Origin of the sequence: Spirosoma flavum, assembly GCF_042686045.1 — a bacterium.
Classification (GTDB): Bacteria; Bacteroidota; Bacteroidia; order Cytophagales; family Spirosomataceae; genus Spirosoma; species Spirosoma flavum.
The window spans coordinates 1,245,020-1,264,613 of the sequence record NZ_JBHUOM010000002.1 but is presented as its reverse complement, the minus strand read 5'-3'; the positions used below and the strand labels follow the sequence as shown (position 1 = coordinate 1,264,613).

The window sequence follows — 19,594 nt, the reverse complement described above, 5'->3', positions numbered from 1 at the left end:
AGTTGTAACCTACTGCTTAAAAAGTTTAGATGTTACATATTATCACTCGGTAAGTAGCACTTTACGACTTAAGCGTTGCTGGCCCTGGGTTAATGTAAGTACATAAATACCCCGATCAAGGTCGCCAACGGGTACCTTAATGATGTTTTCGCCCTGTACTACCTGGTGAATTACTTGTCTAACCGGTAGAGTCGCCATACTGACCAACTGCACAGCTACCTCGCCATCAGACTCAGCATAGTACCGAATACGTACTTCATCATGGGCGGGTACCGGATAAATTTGGATGATCACGTCTGACTTAACTTCATCACCAAGAGCGGCTATTCGTCCACTACCTGACCCTGTCAATCGTGCCCCGGCCCAATCGGCATGGTCGCAGGTATTACCGTCGCCCCCATCTGTCACCACTAATCGTAACGTCTGTTTGCCCGACACATTGAGATCAATTGATTTAGTCGCACTGGCCGGAGTCATCTTACCGCTGCTATAAACCAGCACATTGTCTACGTAGATGTTGAAATTAACCGTTCCGCACCCGTCATTACTCATCTCATCGTCAATACCCATCGCTGTACTAAAGATGGTGTACTTACCGCCTAGATTGTACGTAATATCGGCGGGCGCGTGTATGCCCAGACCCTTTGGATAAGTCACCCCGTTGAGCGTTAACGTCCGCCCATCCCCCGTCCCCGATTCACCGTTACTACGGTCTTTTTCAACAGGTCCATATCCATTCGTGGCAGCCGTCCAGGTTAAGTCAGATAGGTATGTGACCTTGCCGCTGGATGGTGGTGGTGTCGGTGTAGCCGGATACAAATAACTCTTAGGAACCGCCTGCTGCACCTGTCCCGGATAGGCCCACAGTAATTTAGCCATCGCACCAGCTGTCCCGTCAAAGTATTCCATCTGGATGGTGTAACGCTGGCCAGCGGTCAGCGTCAGCGGAGTACTATTATTGGTTGTTGTAGGATGGGCATTCCAGTCATTAATGACCATGGCACCGTTGACCCAAAGCCGAACGCCATCGTCGGATGTGGTACTAAACGTATAGCTGCCCGTAACGGGTATCTGCACCTGACCCGTCCACCGAACAGAAAAATTATCGGTGTTAATAGTGCCGGGCGCGGGCGAATTGGTACTCCAGTCAAAATTTACCGTTGCATCGGTGCGCGTTAGTACAGCGGGTGCGGTGAGGTTGGTCGTATTGAAGTATTCACCCAAAAGACCAGTGCCATTACCCACACTGGTACTCCCACTACCAGTACTAATGGGAGGCACCCGATAGAAGGCCGATGCCGGAACCGCCTGCTTGCTGATGCCGGGGCCTTCATAGCTGGCAGTAAGTGTCTGGCCCCCGCCCCCCTGAAGATAGAGAATGCTTAGTGCATGTTTACCGGCTTTTAGACCAATTTTTCCTGACTTTTCGGTTTCTGCATGAAGGCCGTCGTTATTGACTACCTCAGTCGTACCAATCAGGAGTTTGCTGCCATCATCGGAGGTGGTATAGAAAGTATACGTCCCATCGGTGGGTATATTGATATAGCCCGTGTAGCGCAAAGCGTACGTACTTTCGCGGCTGCGCACCGAGAGATCAAGTGTGCTGTTGACCCCAGTCTTAACGGCGATGAGTGTATTAAAATCAGGCAGGTTACTCCAGTTACCTTCGTAGCATCGGTAGTCCAGTCCGGCTACGGTAGTGGCCGGGTTATCAGCACTCCGTAGCGGCACCACCGGGGTAATATCTTTTAGCAAGACTACCGACGAAAATGCGGGTACCGTTATTTGACCGGTACACACTTTGTTTCGCGCATCTCGATAGGTACCCTCCAGCGAAACCAGCGTGGCAGTAGCCGTTGAATTAGCTATGTATTTAATGTAGTCGTCCGGGTTGCCGGAGGTGTACGTAAACGGGCTTTTGGTCGATGCCATATCTTTTCCGTATTGGCTTTTCCACTGTGCCATCGAGAGGGAAGCGCCAATGGTACGATTATACACGGCTAAGATTGTGTAGGTATCCTCGAAGGGGCGCGCATACACGTTGTTATCAAAAAGACCGTAGCTGGCTAAATCATTTTGGTTCGACTCGTACTTTACATTGAACTGATTTGCCAACCGGCTCACAAAAATATTATTCTGAATTACATTGTTACGCGGCTGACAACCGTTGGAGCTGGTGATGGATAACTGCCCACCGGAATTGTTATAAGCCGTGTTACCCGTCAGTTTAATGTTGGATGAACCGTGCAGATACACGCCATAGCCATTGCAGTTATACACCGAATTACCAGCGACCTCAATGTTCGTTGTACAGTCGTCGAGGTAAATACCATTAGCCCCTGAGTATGTGCCGCTTGGCGCGCCTTCCGGGGCACCAATAGCGTTATAGACAACGTTGGACAACAAATGAATATCTGCCAGGGGCTGCTGATTACCATTCCAGATGTATAAACCGCTTCCGTCGCTTTTAGTCAGGCAAAAGTTGCTGATTTTGTTTCGCTGAATGGTTGTACTGGTTGAGAAGTTGAGTGCGTTGTAGCCAATATTATCTAATACATTGTTTTCAATCAATGTATTAGCGGTGCAGGCCGACTGGAAACCCACGTAGGTGCCATCGCCACTTTTACCCCGGCCCGGAATGAGGCCGACGTTCCGAATGGTATTACCCCGGAATGTAACGTTCTGATAGGCAGCGATGTTAACACCATTATTATTGACATTTTCAATCAGATTCCCCTCCAGTAACACCTGATTACCACTTCCCTGAATAAGGATACCATCTTCACCCGATTGGGTAATGTCATTAGTCGTGATAACGAGGTTAGAGCTGTTCGTAATCGCCAGGCCGGTGGACCGTGCCTGAGTAAGTTGTAGATTACGTACACTCACGAAAGACACGTTGGACAAATTCACAACGTCGGAAAAGGTAGTAGCCGTAATCGTCTTGCCGTTCGGGTTTGTCTGGTCGTCGTACAGTTGGATTGTTTTGTTGGCCGGGTTGTAATACCATTCACCTACCTGGTCGAGGGTGGCCGGGTGATTCTGAATAAAATAGCCCCAGTTGTCGCTTATATCGTAATTACCACCACCTTCCAGTGTTAAGGTATTGCCAGTCTTCCCGGTAATCTTGGCCCGATTCAGTATCCATGTCACTGGACGAAATACGGCCTCCCCTCCTGTCCAGTTTGTTGGTAGTGCTTGCTGACTGGTAAGTTGCGTTTTACCCGTGTGCGATTGCACAGTCAGGTAACCTTTATTGGTTGCGGTGAGATTGGGGTACCGGCCCAATGGTAAGGCTGAATTGTCGCGGTATAGGCCCGTCACGCGGTCTCCGCAGGTAGAACAGGTAGCCTGCCAGGTATTATTACCAATGCTTACCCAGTTGCTGATCGCCACAGATCCGGCCAGAACAGGTTTGTTACCAGACCCATACGCGTCAACCACAATGGGTTTACCGGGTGAGCCCGACTGGCGGAGTTGCAGACTGCCTCGAAACGTATCGCTTCGCCGAAACAATACCTGATCTCCAGGCTGTAAAGTCAGACTATTGATCTTCGCTATTGTCTGAAACGGAATCTCGCTTGAGCGCCCGGTGTTACTGTCGTTGCCCGAGTTGGCTACGTAGTAAGTTGTTTGCCCAAAACTCGTTGACAGTCCGCCAATAAGCAGTAGACAAACCGGGCCATAACGCATCAGCATTACCGCCCGGTGGGGTGAATATTTCTTCAAGTTACAGATAAAGCTAGAGTGTTAGTAGTAAGTAAACTATTATTGCTATATAGTTGCATTCGGATAGGATACGTATTAACTATACCCTAAATATATGTTACTATAATTTAATATTTTTTTATATATGTTTAATAATTTTACTTTTTATTAACTAATAGTATAAATATATATTATCTGGTAAATAATAACAGTAAAATACGAGAAGGCACGATACTTGGAACCCGTTGGACTTTGTCGACAACGGATTAGGAGATGTAGGCGGAGCTGGTCAGCGAGTTGGAAGAAAACAGCCTGAGCCTGTACGGGAAGCTGAACTATTGCTGACCGCCAGAAAAATTTCAGAAAATTAATCATCACGGCATTCGTACCTGCCGCTTAGTCAAGGCTACAGTAGACCATTTTTCGAGTAGCACGGGCGCGAAACGGCCTACCGATCTTGATGCGCTTTGTGATGAATCGTGGGGAGTTAACGACTGAAATGTTCGTTTTACTTCAGTATTCAGATACGTAATCTAGTAGCATCCAACCAAATCAGCGGCATATGTGAACCTATCGCAGTACTGTTTTTCAATTAAGGATTTTTTGTCCAGGCGGGAGGATCCACACCTAACAGATGTTTGACAAAGAAGTCCCGACGCTTGCGTTCGCCGTATTCGCCACCTGACGAATGACCAACACCGGGTAGCACAACCAGATCAAAATCCTTATTAGCTTTAATTAAGGCATCAGCTACCTGCATCGTCGAGGCCGGATCGACATTATCATCTACTTCACCCACCATCAGTAACAGATTGCCCTGTAGCCTGTACGCATTCGTTACATTAGAGCATTCGGCATACTGTGGGCCAACAGGATAACCCATCCACTGCTCATTCCACCACATTTTATCCATCCGATTATCGTGGCAACCGCATGACGACACAGCGACTTTGTAAAATTCGGGGTGAAACAGAACTGCTCCGGCTGCGCTTTGTCCGCCCGCCGAAGTGCCATAGACACCCACCCGGCTGATGTCCATGTACGCATACTTCTGGGCAGCGGCCTGCATCCAGAGAATCCGGTCGGGCAAACCGGCATCTTTAAGATTTTTCCAGCATACATCATGGAACGCCTTCGAGCGGTTGGAGGTACCCATACCATCCAGCTGCACAACAATAAAGCCTAGTTCGGCCAGTTCGTGCATCGATCGATTGTTTGTCATAAACGCCTTGGGCGTAAACGAACTATGCGGCCCGGCATATATATTCTCAATAACTGGGTATTTTTTGGCTGGATCGAAGTTGGTTGGTCGGATAATGATACCCCAAATGTCGGTTTTGCCATCGCGGGCTTTAGCCGTAAACACATCCGGTGCCTGCCAGCCCGATTTTTGCCATTCTGAGATGTCCGCCTTTTCTAGTTCCATCAGTACGGAACCGTCAATGGCACTGCGCAACACGGTTATCGGCGGCATATCGACCCGGGAGTACGAATCAATAAACGTCAGAAAATCGGGCGAGAATGTAGCCGTGTGGTTGGCATTGTCACTCGTCAGCGCAGTCAGGCCGGTACCGTCAAAGTTTACTTTGTAATACTGTGTAAAGTACGGGTCCTGACCAACATTTTTACCACTGCCCGCAAATAGAACAGTGCGATTTGCTTCGTCTACCTGTACCACGTTTCGAACCACCCAGTCGCCCTTCGTGAGTTGCTTCTTGACCTTGCCTGTTGCGCAATCAATCAGGTAAAGGTGATTCCAGCCGTCGCGTTCGGAGGTCCAGATCATTTCTTTACCGTCGGCTACGTCGTGGCGGTAGTGCTTGTAGGTGTATTCGATGAATGTTTTACTTTGCTCCTCCACTAATGGCCTGACCGCACCCGTAGCTGCGTTGACTTCCAGCACCCGATACACCTGGTGACCCCGCTGATTGTATTCAAATGTGAAGGCGCGGCTGTCTTTTCGCCATTCCAGCAGCGTCAGCCGGTATTGTTGGGTAAATAACGCATCGTCTACTGGAATCTGTTTGCCCTCCTCAACCAAAAATAGCTGAGGCCGACTCACGGGCAACGCATCGCCCGGCTTCAAATATTCCCGATTCTCCAGCTTAGGCTGAAGCTGATCCTGTGGCGAGGAGCGCACGAAATAAATGAGGTGTGGGGTATTTGGACGGATTTTGCTGGTTAGCAGTTTTTTTGAATCGGGTGACCATTGAATAGTTCCGGCATAGTAGTCACCGGCTGAGCCGTCGAAACTTAGTTGTCTTTCCTGTTTCGTTTTTTCAGAACGCACATATAGGTTGTGATTTTTTATGTAAGCAGTTGAGTTACTATCGGGTGAAAAAACGGGCTTTTCGGTTTGTCCAGTGGCACTAATCCCCCCCAGTCGACGGTCAGGTTGATCAGCCAATACGGGTGCCTTTTTGTGAATAGTCCCAGAACCCGGCGAATACTGCCAGGTAAAGCATTCGGCCACGAAGTCAAACGCCTGATCGTCTTTCTCGAATGTGATAATGGTGAATGGAAGTTGGAAAGGATCTATTTTTTTACCCGTTGCTTCCGACAGTTTTTTCGCTAATTGTTCGTGGTCGAAAGCGGATTGCCGGGATTTCTTCTGGGGTTCAATAATAACAAACTCTTTACCACGTGCCGTCTGAATTAGGTACCAGCACCGCTTGCCGCTTGCCGTCCAGTTAACCTGCGACGGTGCATTATATACTTTATCTTTCAGCTTGGTTTTCAACGCTTCGGATCGTTGGTAATCCGCCAAACGGCCCTGGGCCGACAGGTAGACCGGCATACTCAACAGAAAACCGACCAGCAGGAAAGTGATATTTGATTTGCTACGTTTGCCCAATGTACTTATGTGGCGCTCAGCTCGTGTTAATTTGTTCATTACTCAGCGTCGGTGTATTTGATTTATAAGGAGTAGACAAGGATAAGCCAGCGACAAAACTAGTAAATTAGTTTTACTACTAATAAATTAGTTCAAAAAAAAACCACGACCCGGTTAGATCGTGGTACACCATTGCTGCTTGAAATATGTTTAACAAATGCGGCAGTTCAAGGCAATTGAAACGAGATAATAAGAATTTGCTCCTGTAGCTAATCCTCTATAGTCAACCCAAACGATTCCAACTTGGCACGCGTAGACAGGTAGTCTACATGGCAAATTCCTTGAATTCCCAGACCCTCCGCTACATCGACAAACATAGATCGATCGTCGAGGTAGAGTACCTGATTGATGGGTACTTGAGCGATGTCGAGCGCAACCCGAAAAATATCTGCGTCAGGTTTGCGAAAGTGAACGAAGGAGGAAGAAATGAAAAAATCTACAAATTCATTCAGCTTGAAGGTTTGAATCCGATACGAATTCATTTCGCGTCCTTCATTATTGACTACGGCTATTTTCAGACGGTACTTTTCTTTCAATTGTCGAACCAAGGCAATCATTTCCGGGTAAGGCTTCGATTGTGAATACATGAACGCCCGAAATGTGTCGATAGTGAATGATCGGGGCTCGTAAAAGACCACCCGATCAAGGTATTCTTCCAGCGTCAGCTTACCAACCTCATAAGTATCAAAGGTCAGATGATGCCTTTCTTCTAACTCAACCAAATTCAGATCGAATGTTTCTGCGGCTAGCTTACGAGACTGACGGCCCCATCCGTTTGTCAGTAAAACACCCCCGATGTCCACAAATAAGGTCGTAATTGGTTGTTCGTTTTCCAGTTTATTTTGTGTTTCCATGTTCCTCTCAGCTAGTTTGTTTTTTAGTTTTTCAGGCACGTACGACGAACGCTCCATTTTTAGTTGAGCGGATATATGCACGCAGATGATCCTTCCTACTCATACGCATAAGAAAGCCTTCCGAATGTCATAGTTTGGCAAACTACGACATTCGGAAGGCTTTTACGTTCGCAGTTGTATCGAAAATTCAGGATGACTTAGGTTTCAACTCACCCCATTTACACTACTTGTATCAGGCTTCCATTGCCATTGGTACAGCCAACGTGCTGCCCTCTGGCAAATGTTCAGCAACGGGTTCCACGGTCACAATCACGAACTTCGACGTTGGGGTGTTGCTAATGTAGGCAACACTGGCTACGGGCACCAACGGATTCATTTCGGGGTAGTAAGCCGCCGTATCGCCCTTGGGAATATTGTAAGGAATGGCGACAAACTTCTCCAGCTTTCTCTGTTGTCCGTCAAAGTGGCTTGTGATATTCACCAGTTGACGCTCCCGAATGCCACGGGTTTTCATGTCCTGCGGGTTCATGAAAATTACGCGTCGCTCGCCATATACACCCCGATACCGGTCATTGTAATCGTAGATCGTCGTATTGAATTGATCATGACTACGAATAGACATCAGTACTAATTGATCGGGTTCGATGTTGTGTTGCACCATCTCAGTCACCGTGAAATTAGCCTTGCCGTTTTCTGTGGTGAAATTTCGTTCGCGGGGGCCATTGGGCAAATAAAAACCACCGGGTATTCGAATTTTCTCGTTGAATTTGTCGAAGCCGGGAATCACGCGGGAAATAGCATCCCGAATCGTATCATAGTTTTCTGTATACCCTACCCAGTCAACCTTCGTTCGGTCGCCTAATGTAGAAATGGCAATACCCGAAATGATGGCTACTTCACTCAGCATTTCTCCATCCAGAGGCTTCAGAACGCCTTTATTTTGACTGACGACACCCATCGAGTTTTCGCAGGAGGTGAACTGGTGACCTGAGAGTTGCATATCGATATCAACATGGGTCAGGCAGGGCAAAATCAACGATGTCTTACCCGTTACTAGGTGACCACGATTTAGTTTAGTACTTATAAATACCGTAAGTCGCTGTTTACGAAGGCCCTCAGCTACAAATTCCGTATCAGGCGAGGCCGATAGAAAATTACCACCCAAGCTTATAAAGACGCCCGTTTTGTCTTCGTACATGGCCTTAATGCCTTCTACTGTGTCGTAGCCATGTTCGCGGGGCGGTTCAAAATTGTACTCTTTTACCAGCGCATCAAGAAATTCCTTGTGAGGCCGCTCCCAGATACCCATCGTTCGGTCGCCCTGCACATTCGAGTGGCCGCGCACGGGGCAGGTACCAGCTCCAGGTTTGCCCACCGCTCCTTTCATCAAGTGCAGATTCACAATTTCCTGAATGCTCATCACACCATTTTTCTGCTGGGTAAGGCCCATTGCCCAACACGTAATAATCTTTTGTTTGGGCGCAATGATGTTGGCCGCTTCGAGCAGTTGCTCCCGCGACACGCCACTCATTTGCTCAATATCTTCCCAAGTAGTCTTGCGGATCGTATCCAGAAACTCATCGTACTTGGTCGTATACTCTTTAATGAATTCATAATCAATGACCTCACCGGGATTCAATTCTTCGGATCGTAACAGGTGCTTCATAATGCCCCGAAGCACAGCCATATCGCCGTTAATCCTAACCTGTAGGTGAAGATCGGCAATAGGCGTACCCTGCCCAAGCAATGTACCAACCGCCTTGATGGGATTCATAAAATCCTGCGGATTCTTGAAATGGCTCAAGCCCGCTTCATGCAGTGGATTAACGGCAATAATTTTGGCCCCGTTACGCTTGGCTATTTGCAGTGCCGAGAGCATACGAGGGTGATTAGTGCCGGGATTCTGCCCCATAATGAGGATAACTTCGGCCTCATGAACGTCGTTCAGCGTCACCGACCCTTTGCCTAATCCCAACGTAGGACTTAGGGCCGAGCCACTACTTTCGTGGCACATATTCGAGCAGTCGGGCAGGTTATTCGTACCAAACTGCCGCACAAAAAGCTGGTATAGATACGCCGGTTCATTAGGCACCTTCCCCGACGTGTAAAAGATGGCTTCGTCGGGCGACTTCAGGGCGTTCAGCTCATCAGCAACCAACTGGAACGCTTCGGGCCAGGTGATCTGGGTATAATGCGTGGCTTGGGGACGAAGCACCATCGGATGCGTCAACCGACCGGCATTATTTAAATCGCGGTCGGTCATGTGCGACAAATCCACTAAGCTGTGTTTAGCGAAAAACGCTGGATCGGCGCGACGGGTATCAGCATCAGACGCCGTTGCTTTAGCGCCGTTTTCGCAAAATTCAGCAAACGAACGATGGTCGTCGGGGTCAGGCCAGGCGCAGGACGAACAGTCGAAACCATCTTTCTGGTTAAGGTTCAATAGCGCCTGTGTACCACGACTAACGCCCGCTTCACCCCACGAAAACTCCATGGACTTGAGCACGGCGGTAACCCCGGCAGCCACCGTTGCAGGTTTGCCGAGTTTAAGACCCGTAAATTCTTCGGGCGGTTGAGCCAGCACAGGATTTCTATGCTTGGCCCCTACATTGTCGGGAGCGGGGAAAACGCGTTTATCGGCGTCGGGCTTCCCCTGTGAATCATAGTGGTCGTTGGTCATCTCGGTACCCTGGTTGGGGCGCTCACCGCTTCTAGGCTTATTATTGACATCCTGCTCAGCCGGCTTACTGGGCTTAGATTCGTTGTTTGGGGACTTTTCCATGCTTTAGAATGACCATGAGGCCGGGGAAACAGAACGTTGAGAGTGCTGGTTTGGTAAGACAAAAGGGAGCGTTTATCTACCTAACTTACTATATCCGTAACTAAATAACAGGGCCTATGGGCTAACAATAAATCAGCTTTTTTTTTACAGGATATTCTCCATACGCTCATTCAAACAAAGCGCGTACATTTAACCCTATTTACACTACGCCACAAAACTAAAATACGGTACAAAAAACAGCACGTATAGACGCTGATTAGCTCACCGAAGTTGCTTATTATTGGCCGTTAAAACTGGTAGATCAAGATGCAGAAAAATCCCGGAAGACGAGAATTTGTCATAACCTTAACTAAAGCGGTGGGCACGTCTATGCTAATCAATTCGCCTGGCCTGAGCCGGGCAGAGCCCCTATTGGCCAGCCAATCATCGTTTACCGTTGGTCAGGTAATGGAATTAATGATTAAGACAATTCCTAATGCGCCATTCGCCAAGACAGTTGACACGTTAAAATCGGGTAGTGCTTCCCAGAAAGTGACCGGTATTGTGTCAACGATGTTTGCCACGGCAGAGGTGATCGAAAAAACCATTGCCGCAGGCGCTAACTTCATTATTGCCCACGAACCAACTTTCTACAATCATGCCGACGAAACCGATTGGCTGCGAAATGATGAAGTCTTTCGCTACAAGCATGATTTATTAACCAAGAATGGTATTGCCCTTTGGCGGTTTCATGATTACTGGCATTCCCTCCGCCCCGATGGGATTCAGACGGGTATGTTGGCTGCACTAGGCTGGGAGAAATATACAGATGCGCAGAATCCGCATGTGCTTACCCTACCTGCTACACCCCTGCATCAGCTTATTACCCATGCCAAAGCAAAACTGGGCATCAAGATGGTGCGCGTCGTTGGCGATACGACGCAGACTTGTCAGCGGGTTCTGCTCATGCCGGGAGCCGCGGGCGGGCGGAGTCAGATAACTGCTATTGAAAAGGAAAAACCAGATGTGATCCTCTGCGGGGAAGCCAGTGAGTGGGAAACGCCGGAGTACGTTCGAGATGCGCGTCGTCAGGGACAGAAGCTATCCCTGGTTGTGCTGGGTCATATCATGAGTGAAGCAGCGGGTATGGAATACCTGGTCCCCTGGCTGAAGCCCCAGTTACCAGCTATCAAAATCACTTATATCCCCTCGGGTAATCCATTTACCTACGCATGAGATAGTTAGTGACTTCTTATTTGAGGCTAACGGCAACCATCTAAAAGAGAATTCATATGCTCTTGACGTTGGGTACTCCGCTGCCGGTCGTTTGTATAGAAGTAAACTGGTCGCTGGTTTGTCTAAATCGCGATTAGTTTACTTCTAGTTTACGAATCATTTTTCGGGCGTTGTCATTCCTGGGATCCAATTCCAGCGATAGTGCGTAGTTTTTCCTGGCAAGTCCTTTGTCACCGTTGAGCATATACGCCTCCCCTAAGCTATCGAAGGCGTTAGAACTCTTTGGGTAGAGGATTGTATTAATCCTGAACATATCAATCGCCTTTTTGACGTCCCGACTTCTCACAAGTTGATAACCTAGTGTGTTAATATACCCTTCGTCAACAGTGAACTGATCGGCGTGCTGTTCTTTTACCTGTTGGTAAGCGGCTAGTGCTTTGTCGAACTGCCCCTCAAGTATCCAGTCGAAGGGCACTTTTTCATTATCCTTCATTAACGGGTACTTATAAGCAATTGGCTCTCCGTCTGACGAAGAAACCAGATAGCGTTGGTTATCGGCAGGATTAACCAAAAACTGAACCTTAGCCTCCCAATCCCGGCGAATAAACGTGTTATCGGCAATTTTGAACAACTCCAAGGGTTCTTCCGACAGTTTTTGATAAAACAGTCGGTTTCCTTGCGCGTAAATTTTTATGGTTGCGTACTCTTCAAAACGGTAACGCCCGCTAAACCCCGTTAAATCAGCCGACCTAATCGGCATTTTTTTGTAAACAGGCGTCAAATAATTAGGCCAATTATAAGCCGCAGCTACCGAACGGGTAAGCTCATTAATAAACAAAGGCTTATTGGCGTTGGTCAGTATAACGACGCCATAGCCTTTATCCCGGTGGGCTATCATATTGCTGGAGAAGCCTTCATCCCACCCGCCGTGACTAAAATAAATATCTTCTTTTCGTTTGTCTATGAATAGACCCAACCCAATATAATCTTCTATAAAGGGCGTGAGCATCTTAGTCACCATCCCCTGCGAAAGCACTTTATGGCTCTTTCCTTGTACCGTTAGCTGTACGTCAATGGCAAATTTCGCCAGCTCTTCGGCTGTAGTCCAAAGCCCGGCAGCCGCCATTTCAGGATAGGTATGACGTTTTCCAACAGTCATCGACCCATCAGGAATATAACCCGTAGCGGCCAGTTTTAGTTGGCTGGCGGGTAAGGGCTGGCTGTACGTACTGCTCTTCATACCAAGCGGTTGCAGTACCAACTCATTCATAATAGACGGAAAGGGTTTGCCTTCTACGTCAATGAGCATTTGCTGGACAATACTGTACCCACCACCCGAATACCGAAACCCCTTTCCCGGTGCTTTATCGACTCGAACAGCGGCCGAATTTGCCGGAGATTCTCCGTTCAATACCTGTATCAGCGTGGGTATTTTCGCATCAATTGTGTAGCCATTAAAGCCATGTACCGTAACGCCCCCGGTATGGCTAAGAAGATTGTTTAACGCAACCTTTTTTTCCTTTGTGAATTGATTATCAGGCAAATGCCAGGATGTAAGGTATTTATTAACATCCTCGTCAAGGCTCAACTTGCCCCTTTCAACCTCCTTCAGGGCTGCGTAGGCCGCTACGGGTTTGCTAATAGAACCCGCCTGAAAAAGTGTTTGGCTGGTGACAGGCTCTCTACTGTCCCGGTCAGCGACGCCGTAGCTTTTTATCCAGACAATTTTTGAGTCTTTAATAACCGCTATACTCAGTCCGGGAACGCCGTAGTGTTTCATTCGCTCAGCGATACTCCAGATGGAATCGCCTTGCAAACGCACTGGCGGGATTAACCCCGATTCTACCTTTTTGATTAGCTGGCTTATACCGGGTTCGGACTGAGCAAACAGGCTATCCTGTTGAGAGACAAGACTAAAAATCAGAAGAAAGGTACCTATACGTTTCTTCGCAGTCGTGTGGAACTGGGGTGTCATAATGAGAAGCGGCCTAAGACATTTCAGGGGAAATGTAGTCAAACAAAACGGAACATCGTTTGCTCAGGGCTCAACATTATTCTTCCTCAACAAGGACATTTTTATCAACGGCCTTCAAGACCGACGTAAACACCCCCGGAAATCTCGCTTCTAATTCGTCCCAACGCAACGACGTTAAGCTGTGTGTACCTTCTGTTCGGATACGAATAATTCCGGCCTCACGCAGCACGCGCAGGTGATGCGACATGGTAGACTTGGCAACGGGTGTTGCAATAGCACCACAGGGTTGCTCACAGGTAAGCGTAGCCAGACACTGCACATAATTCAGCCGCACCGGGTCGCTAAGGGCGTGCAGTACGCATGTTAGAGAAAACTGATCAGCGGTAGGATGCTGGTATTGTTTCATAAGTTAACTGAAGTAGCTACAGTAATTGTTAGTGCAACAATCGATGGGACAAAAAAAATTCAATAGTTTTTTACAACCATGAAACCATCTGGCATATAGCCTTGTTCGACGATCACAAAACATATAGTTCGACGTTTGTAGAACTATAAAACAATACAACCTCACACACGATGAAAACGATCAATGTTCGAACACAATCTCTTGCCGCTGGTGGTACGATACTAGCCATTTCCCTATTCTTCTTCACGCCAAAATTATTTTCTAAGAAACCTGAACCAGTCAACAGCACGCTTTCCGCTTCTCCACCAGCCGATACTAAAATAGCCACAGATGCCTTCATCGTCAAACGCGAAACCATTACAGATGAACTTCAAACCACGGGCACCATTGCCGCTAATCGGGAAGTCGACCTGGTGAGTGAGGTAGCGCGTAAACTCGTTCGGGTGTATGTACGGGAAGGCAGTTACGTTAATGAAGGCACGTTGTTGTATAAGTTAGATGACGCTGACCTGCTGGCAAAGAAACGGAGGGTTGTCCTCCAGGCAAAACTTGCCCAGTTGGACGAAAAACGATTCCGTGAACTCCTGACGACCGAAGCAGTCAATCAACAGGAATACGACAAGGTGCTGACCAACCTGAATGTGTTGCAAGCCGAAATTGCCATGGTAGACGTTGACTTAGCCAAAACCGAAATTCGAGCCCCGTTTGCGGGTAAGCTTGGTTTAAAGCGCGTTGACGTTGGGGCGTATGTAACGCCATCTACTGTTTTGAGTTCGTTTGACGATGTCAGCCAGGTAGAAGTAAACTTCACCATTCCTGAAAAATACGCGTCCGACGTTCGAGCCGGTCAAGCCATTCAGTTCACAACTGAAAATAGCAGTCAACCGTTTGTAGGCCGAGTCGTTGCCACCGACCCCAAAATGGAGGCTAACACCCGGAGTTTGCTGGTTAGAGCCATCAGCGAAAACAGAGGGGGTAAACTGGTGCCGGGTGCCTCGGCCAAGATTGCTTTTATCCTCCACGTTGCTCAGGACGGTATCCGGGTGCCTACGCAAGCGCTGATTCCAACGGCCAAAGGCTATTCACTGTTCAGACTCAACGGCGGAAAAGCTGAACGTCGGGACGTAAAAACCGGCAGCCGAACCAAAGGAACTGTGCAGATTCTGGAAGGGCTAGCTATTGGTGATACAGTCTTGACCACCAATCTATTACGACTGGATACGGGCATACCCGTTACCGTCTCTTCGCTTGACTAAACTGTCTCCCGATCATTATCCTACCATTTTATTGACTTAACTAATACGCTCTCATGAGTTTATCGGAAATTAGTATTCACCGGCCCGTGCTGGCCGGTGTACTCTCTGTATTGATTATTTTGTTTGGTTTCGTTGGCCTTACGTATCTGGGCACTCGGGAATATCCGGTCACAGATTCGCCAATCGTTACCGTTACCACAACCTATCCGGGAGCCAGTCCCGATGTAATTGCCTATCAGATTACGAAACCGCTGGAAGAATCGATTGGCGAGGCCAATGGCATCCGAACAATCTCGTCTGTTTCGCGCGAAGCCGCCAGTGTCATTACCATCGAGTTTAATCTTGATGCCGATCTGGAAGCGGCTGCCAACGATGTGCGGGATAAAGTTACCAAAGCCCGACGGCTGTTGCCCGGTGATGTCGATCCCCCGATTGTCGAAAAAGCAAACAGTGGCGATATCGTTATTTTCATGGCGGTGGAAAGCAAAACCCGTAGCATTCTGGAAGTGAGCAACCTCGCGTCTACCATCATCAAAGAACGTATGCAGACCATTCCGGGTGTAAAACGGGTGGGGATTGCCGGAGAGAAAAAATACGCGATGCGGTTACGAATAGACCCGGCCAAACTCGCGGCTTATCAACTGACTCCTTCTGATATTGAACAAGCACTACGCAAAGAAAACGTTGATTTACCATCGGGCCGCATCGAAGGCGATCAGAACGAATTGACCGTCAGAACGTTGGGGCGACTGACAAAGGAGGACGATTTCAACAATATGATCCTCAAACAGGAAGGAAATAGCATTATTCGGTTTAAGGATATTGGCTATGCCGAGCTGGGCGCGGAAAATGAACGGACGGCCATTCTCAACAGTCTGAAAGGAAACTCTCCAACAATAGGCGTGTTTGTCGAACCTCAACGGGGTGCCAATGCTGTAGCCATCGCGGATGAATTCTACCGTCGGCTAACCGAACTGCGCAAAGAAATTCCCGCCGATTATGAACTGACTATCGGGAAAGATTTCACGGAGCCAATTCGCGAGTCGATCTCCGAAGTAGAAGAAACGCTGTTCATCGCTTTCGGGCTGGTTATCCTGATTCTGTTCCTCTTCCTGCGCGACTGGCGCTCAACGATCATTCCGGTCGTAGCGATTCCGGTGTCGATTGTATCGGCCTTTTTTATCATGTACGTGGCCGGTTATTCGATCAATATTTTAACGTTACTCGCGTTGGTACTGGCCATTGGTCTGGTAGTCGATGATGCCATCGTGGTGCTGGAAAATATCTACGCCAAAGTAGAAGAGGGCATGTCGCCCTTACAGGCTGCCATAAAAGGATCGTCGGAAATCTACTTTGCCGTTATCTCAACAACCATCACCCTAGCCGCCGTTTTCCTGCCGATTCTATTTTTGCCCGGAATTACCGGAAAACTCTTTCAGGAATTTGCCGTGGTGGTGGCCGGATCAGTACTGGTGTCCGCATTTGTGGCCCTAACCCTGTCACCGATGATGAGCGCGTATCTGCTGAAACGGCATGACAAACCCAATTGGCTGTATCGCACGACTGAGCCTTACTTTGTTGCCTTGAACCAAGGGTACGAAACATCGCTGGGTTGGTTCCTGCGTTTCCGTTGGGTGGCCTTCCCAACGCTGCTCGTTACGTTTGGGTTGATTTATTTCATTGGCAAGCAGCTTCCGTCGGAGTTGGCTCCGCTGGAAGACCGCTCGCAAATCGGTCTGGCCGTAGTTGCTCCAGAAGGGTCGTCATACGAGTACACGGAAAAATACATGACTGAAATTGCCAAGTTTTCGGTCGATTCCACCCAGGGCTTGTTCCAGACGTATTCCATTCTGGCTCTGACGTTTGGCCCACCGGCTCCGGTTAACGTGGCGATTCAGAACGTCTTTCTCAAAAAGGCCAGCGAGCGGACCAACACTCAGGCCGATGTATTCGCAACCTATGTCCGAAATAGCCAGAATTTCCGGGGTGTGATGGTGTTTCCGGTTCAGCCTCCCACAATCGGGAGCCGGTTCGGTCAGGCACAGCCCGTTCAGTTTGTGTTACAGGGTACGAGTCTGGCGGCTATAACGGACGTATTGCCAAAATTCATGGCCGAAGCCCAGAAAAGTCCGATTCTCCGATTCGCTGATTCAGATCTGAAAGTAAATAAGCCAGAACTGGTGCTTCAGATCAATCGCGATAAAGCTGCGGAATTAGGTATCTCGGTTGCCGAAATTGCCCGTGGTTTGCAGTTAGCCCTGAGCGGTCAGCGGTACGGCTATTTTATCTACAACGACCGTCAGTATGAGGTCATTGGCCAGCTCCAACGCCAAGACCGCGATACGCCTTATGATCTGAAAGCTATGTTTGTGCGCACCCGAACCGGCGATGTCGTTTCGCTGGATAATCTGGTTTCGTTCCGGGAAAGTATTAGTCCAGCAGCTATTTACCGCTACGATCAGTCTATTTCGGCGACTGTTTCGGCGGGTCTGGTACCGGGCAAAACCATTGGCGATGGCGTGGCCGAGATGGAACGGATTGCTAAAAAGGTGCTGCCGCCTACAATCAAAACGGCACTGTCCGGCGAATCGCGGGATTACGCAGAAAGCTCGTCGAGTTTAGTATTCGCGTTTGTCTTTGCTTTAGTGCTGATCTACCTTATTCTAGCCGCTCAATTCGAAAGCTTAATTGATCCACTCATCATTCTGCTGACCGTACCGATGGCCATAACGGGCGCGCTACTTAGTTTATGGCTAGCTGATCAGACGCTGAATATTTTCAGTCAGATCGGAATTATTACCCTGGTTGGTCTGATCACGAAGAACGGCATTTTGATTGTCGAATTTGCCAATCAGCGTAAAAAAGAGGGATTCAGTACGCTGGAAGCCGCCAAAATGGCCGCCACCTCCCGATTCCGACCGATTCTAATGACCAGCCTAGCGATGATCTTCGGAACAATTCCGATTGCGCTCACAGAAAACAGCCGCAACTCGCTCGGAACCGTCATTGTCGGCGGCTTATTATTCGCGGGCTTACTAACGCTATACATCATCCCGGCGGTGTACTCCTACTTCTCTCGGGTTCCTCAGACGAAGGCAAAAGAGCCGGAGCTGGTAGCCTGATTATTCTCTTTTTTCATTACAACAATCATGAGACACACGAATTATATCGGCGCGTTTATAGCCTTTATTTGCCTTATTCTTGGTCAACCCATCCAGGCCCAAGTTCATCAACTGACGATGGACAATGCCGTTAAACTAGCCCTGGACAAAAACCGGGACTTGCAAGTAGCGACGCTGGAGACAGCCAAATCGGCCCAAAAAGTGCAGGAAGCGCGGGGTTACGCTCTGCCAACTGTAGCCGGTTCAGCTCAATACCTCTATTATATCAACAAACAGGTTTCGTTTTTGCCAGGCAGTTTCGTTGGCCTCAGCGACAATCAATTGGCTACGTTTCGGGTTGGCGGATCCAATGCGCTCCTTGGTGGCGTTACCGTATCGCAGCCACTTTTTCAAGCCAGTGTTCGGTCCGGCATCCGGGTTGCACAGCTTGATGAATCAGCCACAACCGAAGCGTTAAATGATGTCCGGGCCACCGTCGTCACGGTTGTCAAGAAGGCTTATTTGGACGTTCTCATCACACAGGAGCAACTCCGCTTGCAACAGCAGCGCGTTGCCCGTAACCAGCAGGCGTTGAAAGATTCCCGTTCGCTACTGGCTCAGGGACGGGCCTCACGCGTGGACACATTGCGGGCCTTCGTTACGGTTGAGAACCTACGCCCGACCGTGATTCAATTAACCAATCGGATCGGCATAACCAAAACGATTCTGAAACGGACAATGGGGCTGGATGAGCTGGAAATAATTGACCTACAGGATTCTTTACGTTACGACGAAGCCTTATTCAGTTCGCCCGGTTCAGATGCATTTCTGGACGCGGTTCAGGCCCGACCTGAAGTACGTAGACTGGAATTAATTGAAAAATTAAACCGCGAACAAATTGTGCTTCAGGCCGCTGAAAAGCAACCTAAATTATCGGCAATAGGACTTGTTCAATCTCAGTCGCAGGCCAATAATTTTCAACTGGGCGACTACAAGTGGCCAGTGAGTTCCTTTGTAGGATTGCAGGTAAATGTTCCGATTTTTACGGGTTTCCGAACAAATTCGCGAATACAACAGGCGCAGATTACGCGCCGACAAAGCGAAACACAGGTAGCTAACCTCAAAGCGATTGTACGAGCCGAAGTAAAAATCGGTCTGGCTAACGTCGAGGAAGCGCGTCTACGTATCGAAACGCAGCACCAAACCATAACGGTGGCCGAACTAGGCTATCGCATCACCAGCGACCGCTGGAAACAAGGCATTTCTTCGCGATTAGATCTGTCTGATGCTGAACTCTCGCTTACACAGGCCAAATCAAATTACTTACAGGCGGTGTATGATTTTCTTACGGCTACGGTTGATCTAGACAAAGTATTGGGACGAGTTAAATAGCTGGTAATCAAC

The 19,594-nt window shown here is 48.5% G+C and carries 10 protein-coding genes; 4 read left to right on the top strand and 6 right to left on the bottom strand.

The window, feature by feature from the left end; all coding sequences use genetic code 11:
• Positions 1-42: 42 nt before the first annotated feature.
• From ACFS25_RS10685 to ACFS25_RS10670, 4 genes are all read right to left on the bottom strand, one after another.
• Positions 43-3,729 (bottom strand): NPCBM/NEW2 domain-containing protein, encoded by a 3,687-nt coding sequence (locus ACFS25_RS10685; protein ID WP_381499777.1) that lies wholly within the window; start codon positions 3,727-3,729, stop codon positions 43-45.
• Between the two features lie 571 nt (positions 3,730-4,300).
• Positions 4,301-6,505: a S9 family peptidase gene (locus ACFS25_RS10680; RefSeq protein ID WP_381500862.1), complete on the bottom strand. Its 2,205-nt coding sequence runs from the start codon at positions 6,503-6,505 to the stop codon at positions 4,301-4,303.
• A gap of 305 nt (positions 6,506-6,810) precedes the next feature.
• Positions 6,811-7,455 carry an HAD family hydrolase gene (locus ACFS25_RS10675; protein WP_381499775.1) on the bottom strand — a complete coding sequence of 215 codons (645 nt, stop codon included), beginning with the start codon at positions 7,453-7,455 and terminating at the stop codon, positions 6,811-6,813.
• A gap of 232 nt (positions 7,456-7,687) precedes the next feature.
• Positions 7,688-10,237, bottom strand: coding sequence for an FdhF/YdeP family oxidoreductase (locus tag ACFS25_RS10670; RefSeq protein ID WP_381499771.1), 2,550 nt, complete (start codon positions 10,235-10,237; stop codon positions 7,688-7,690).
• A gap of 306 nt (positions 10,238-10,543) precedes the next feature.
• Here ACFS25_RS10670 and ACFS25_RS10665 point away from each other — a divergent pair, with 306 nt between their 5' ends.
• A complete protein-coding gene (locus ACFS25_RS10665; protein WP_381499768.1) occupies positions 10,544-11,452 on the top strand; it encodes a Nif3-like dinuclear metal center hexameric protein in 909 nt (302 codons plus the stop codon).
• 133 nt (positions 11,453-11,585) lie between these two features.
• Here ACFS25_RS10665 and ACFS25_RS10660 read toward each other — a convergent pair whose 3' ends face one another.
• Together ACFS25_RS10660 and ACFS25_RS10655 are read right to left on the bottom strand one after the other, a co-directional pair.
• Positions 11,586-13,427 (bottom strand): serine hydrolase, encoded by a 1,842-nt coding sequence (locus ACFS25_RS10660; RefSeq protein ID WP_381499766.1) that lies wholly within the window; start codon positions 13,425-13,427, stop codon positions 11,586-11,588.
• Positions 13,428-13,503: 76 nt separating this feature from the next.
• Positions 13,504-13,833, bottom strand: a complete 330-nt coding sequence (locus tag ACFS25_RS10655) for an ArsR/SmtB family transcription factor (RefSeq protein ID WP_381499763.1) — start codon at positions 13,831-13,833, stop codon at positions 13,504-13,506.
• A gap of 170 nt (positions 13,834-14,003) precedes the next feature.
• Between ACFS25_RS10655 and ACFS25_RS10650 the strand changes: the two genes are divergently transcribed.
• From ACFS25_RS10650 to ACFS25_RS10640, 3 genes are read left to right on the top strand one after another with little or no spacing between them, the layout of a single operon-like run.
• Positions 14,004-15,089 (top strand): efflux RND transporter periplasmic adaptor subunit, encoded by a 1,086-nt coding sequence (locus tag ACFS25_RS10650; protein ID WP_381499761.1) that lies wholly within the window; start codon positions 14,004-14,006, stop codon positions 15,087-15,089.
• Positions 15,090-15,142: 53 nt separating this feature from the next.
• Positions 15,143-18,211, top strand: coding sequence for an efflux RND transporter permease subunit (locus ACFS25_RS10645; protein ID WP_381499759.1), 3,069 nt, complete (start codon positions 15,143-15,145; stop codon positions 18,209-18,211).
• Positions 18,212-18,238: 27 nt separating this feature from the next.
• Positions 18,239-19,582 (top strand): TolC family protein, encoded by a 1,344-nt coding sequence (locus ACFS25_RS10640; RefSeq protein ID WP_381499757.1) that lies wholly within the window; start codon positions 18,239-18,241, stop codon positions 19,580-19,582.
• Positions 19,583-19,594 lie beyond the last annotated feature (12 nt).

What these genes read in the sequence shown, in the direction of transcription:
- ACFS25_RS10645 (WP_381499759.1), top strand. Translation starts at nt 15,143, where the DNA reads ATGAGTTTATCGGAAATTAGTATTCACCGGCCCGTGCTGGCCGGTGTA.
- ACFS25_RS10640 (WP_381499757.1), top strand. Translation starts at nt 18,239, where the DNA reads ATGAGACACACGAATTATATCGGCGCGTTTATAGCCTTTATTTGCCTT.
- ACFS25_RS10660 (WP_381499766.1), bottom strand. Translation starts at nt 13,427, where the DNA reads ATGACACCCCAGTTCCACACGACTGCGAAGAAACGTATAGGTACCTTT.
- ACFS25_RS10650 (WP_381499761.1), top strand. Translation starts at nt 14,004, where the DNA reads ATGAAAACGATCAATGTTCGAACACAATCTCTTGCCGCTGGTGGTACG.
- ACFS25_RS10665 (WP_381499768.1), top strand. Translation starts at nt 10,544, where the DNA reads ATGCAGAAAAATCCCGGAAGACGAGAATTTGTCATAACCTTAACTAAA.
- ACFS25_RS10680 (WP_381500862.1), bottom strand. Translation starts at nt 6,505, where the DNA reads ATGCCGGTCTACCTGTCGGCCCAGGGCCGTTTGGCGGATTACCAACGA.
- ACFS25_RS10675 (WP_381499775.1), bottom strand. Translation starts at nt 7,455, where the DNA reads ATGGAAACACAAAATAAACTGGAAAACGAACAACCAATTACGACCTTA.
- ACFS25_RS10670 (WP_381499771.1), bottom strand. Translation starts at nt 10,237, where the DNA reads ATGGAAAAGTCCCCAAACAACGAATCTAAGCCCAGTAAGCCGGCTGAG.
- ACFS25_RS10655 (WP_381499763.1), bottom strand. Translation starts at nt 13,833, where the DNA reads ATGAAACAATACCAGCATCCTACCGCTGATCAGTTTTCTCTAACATGC.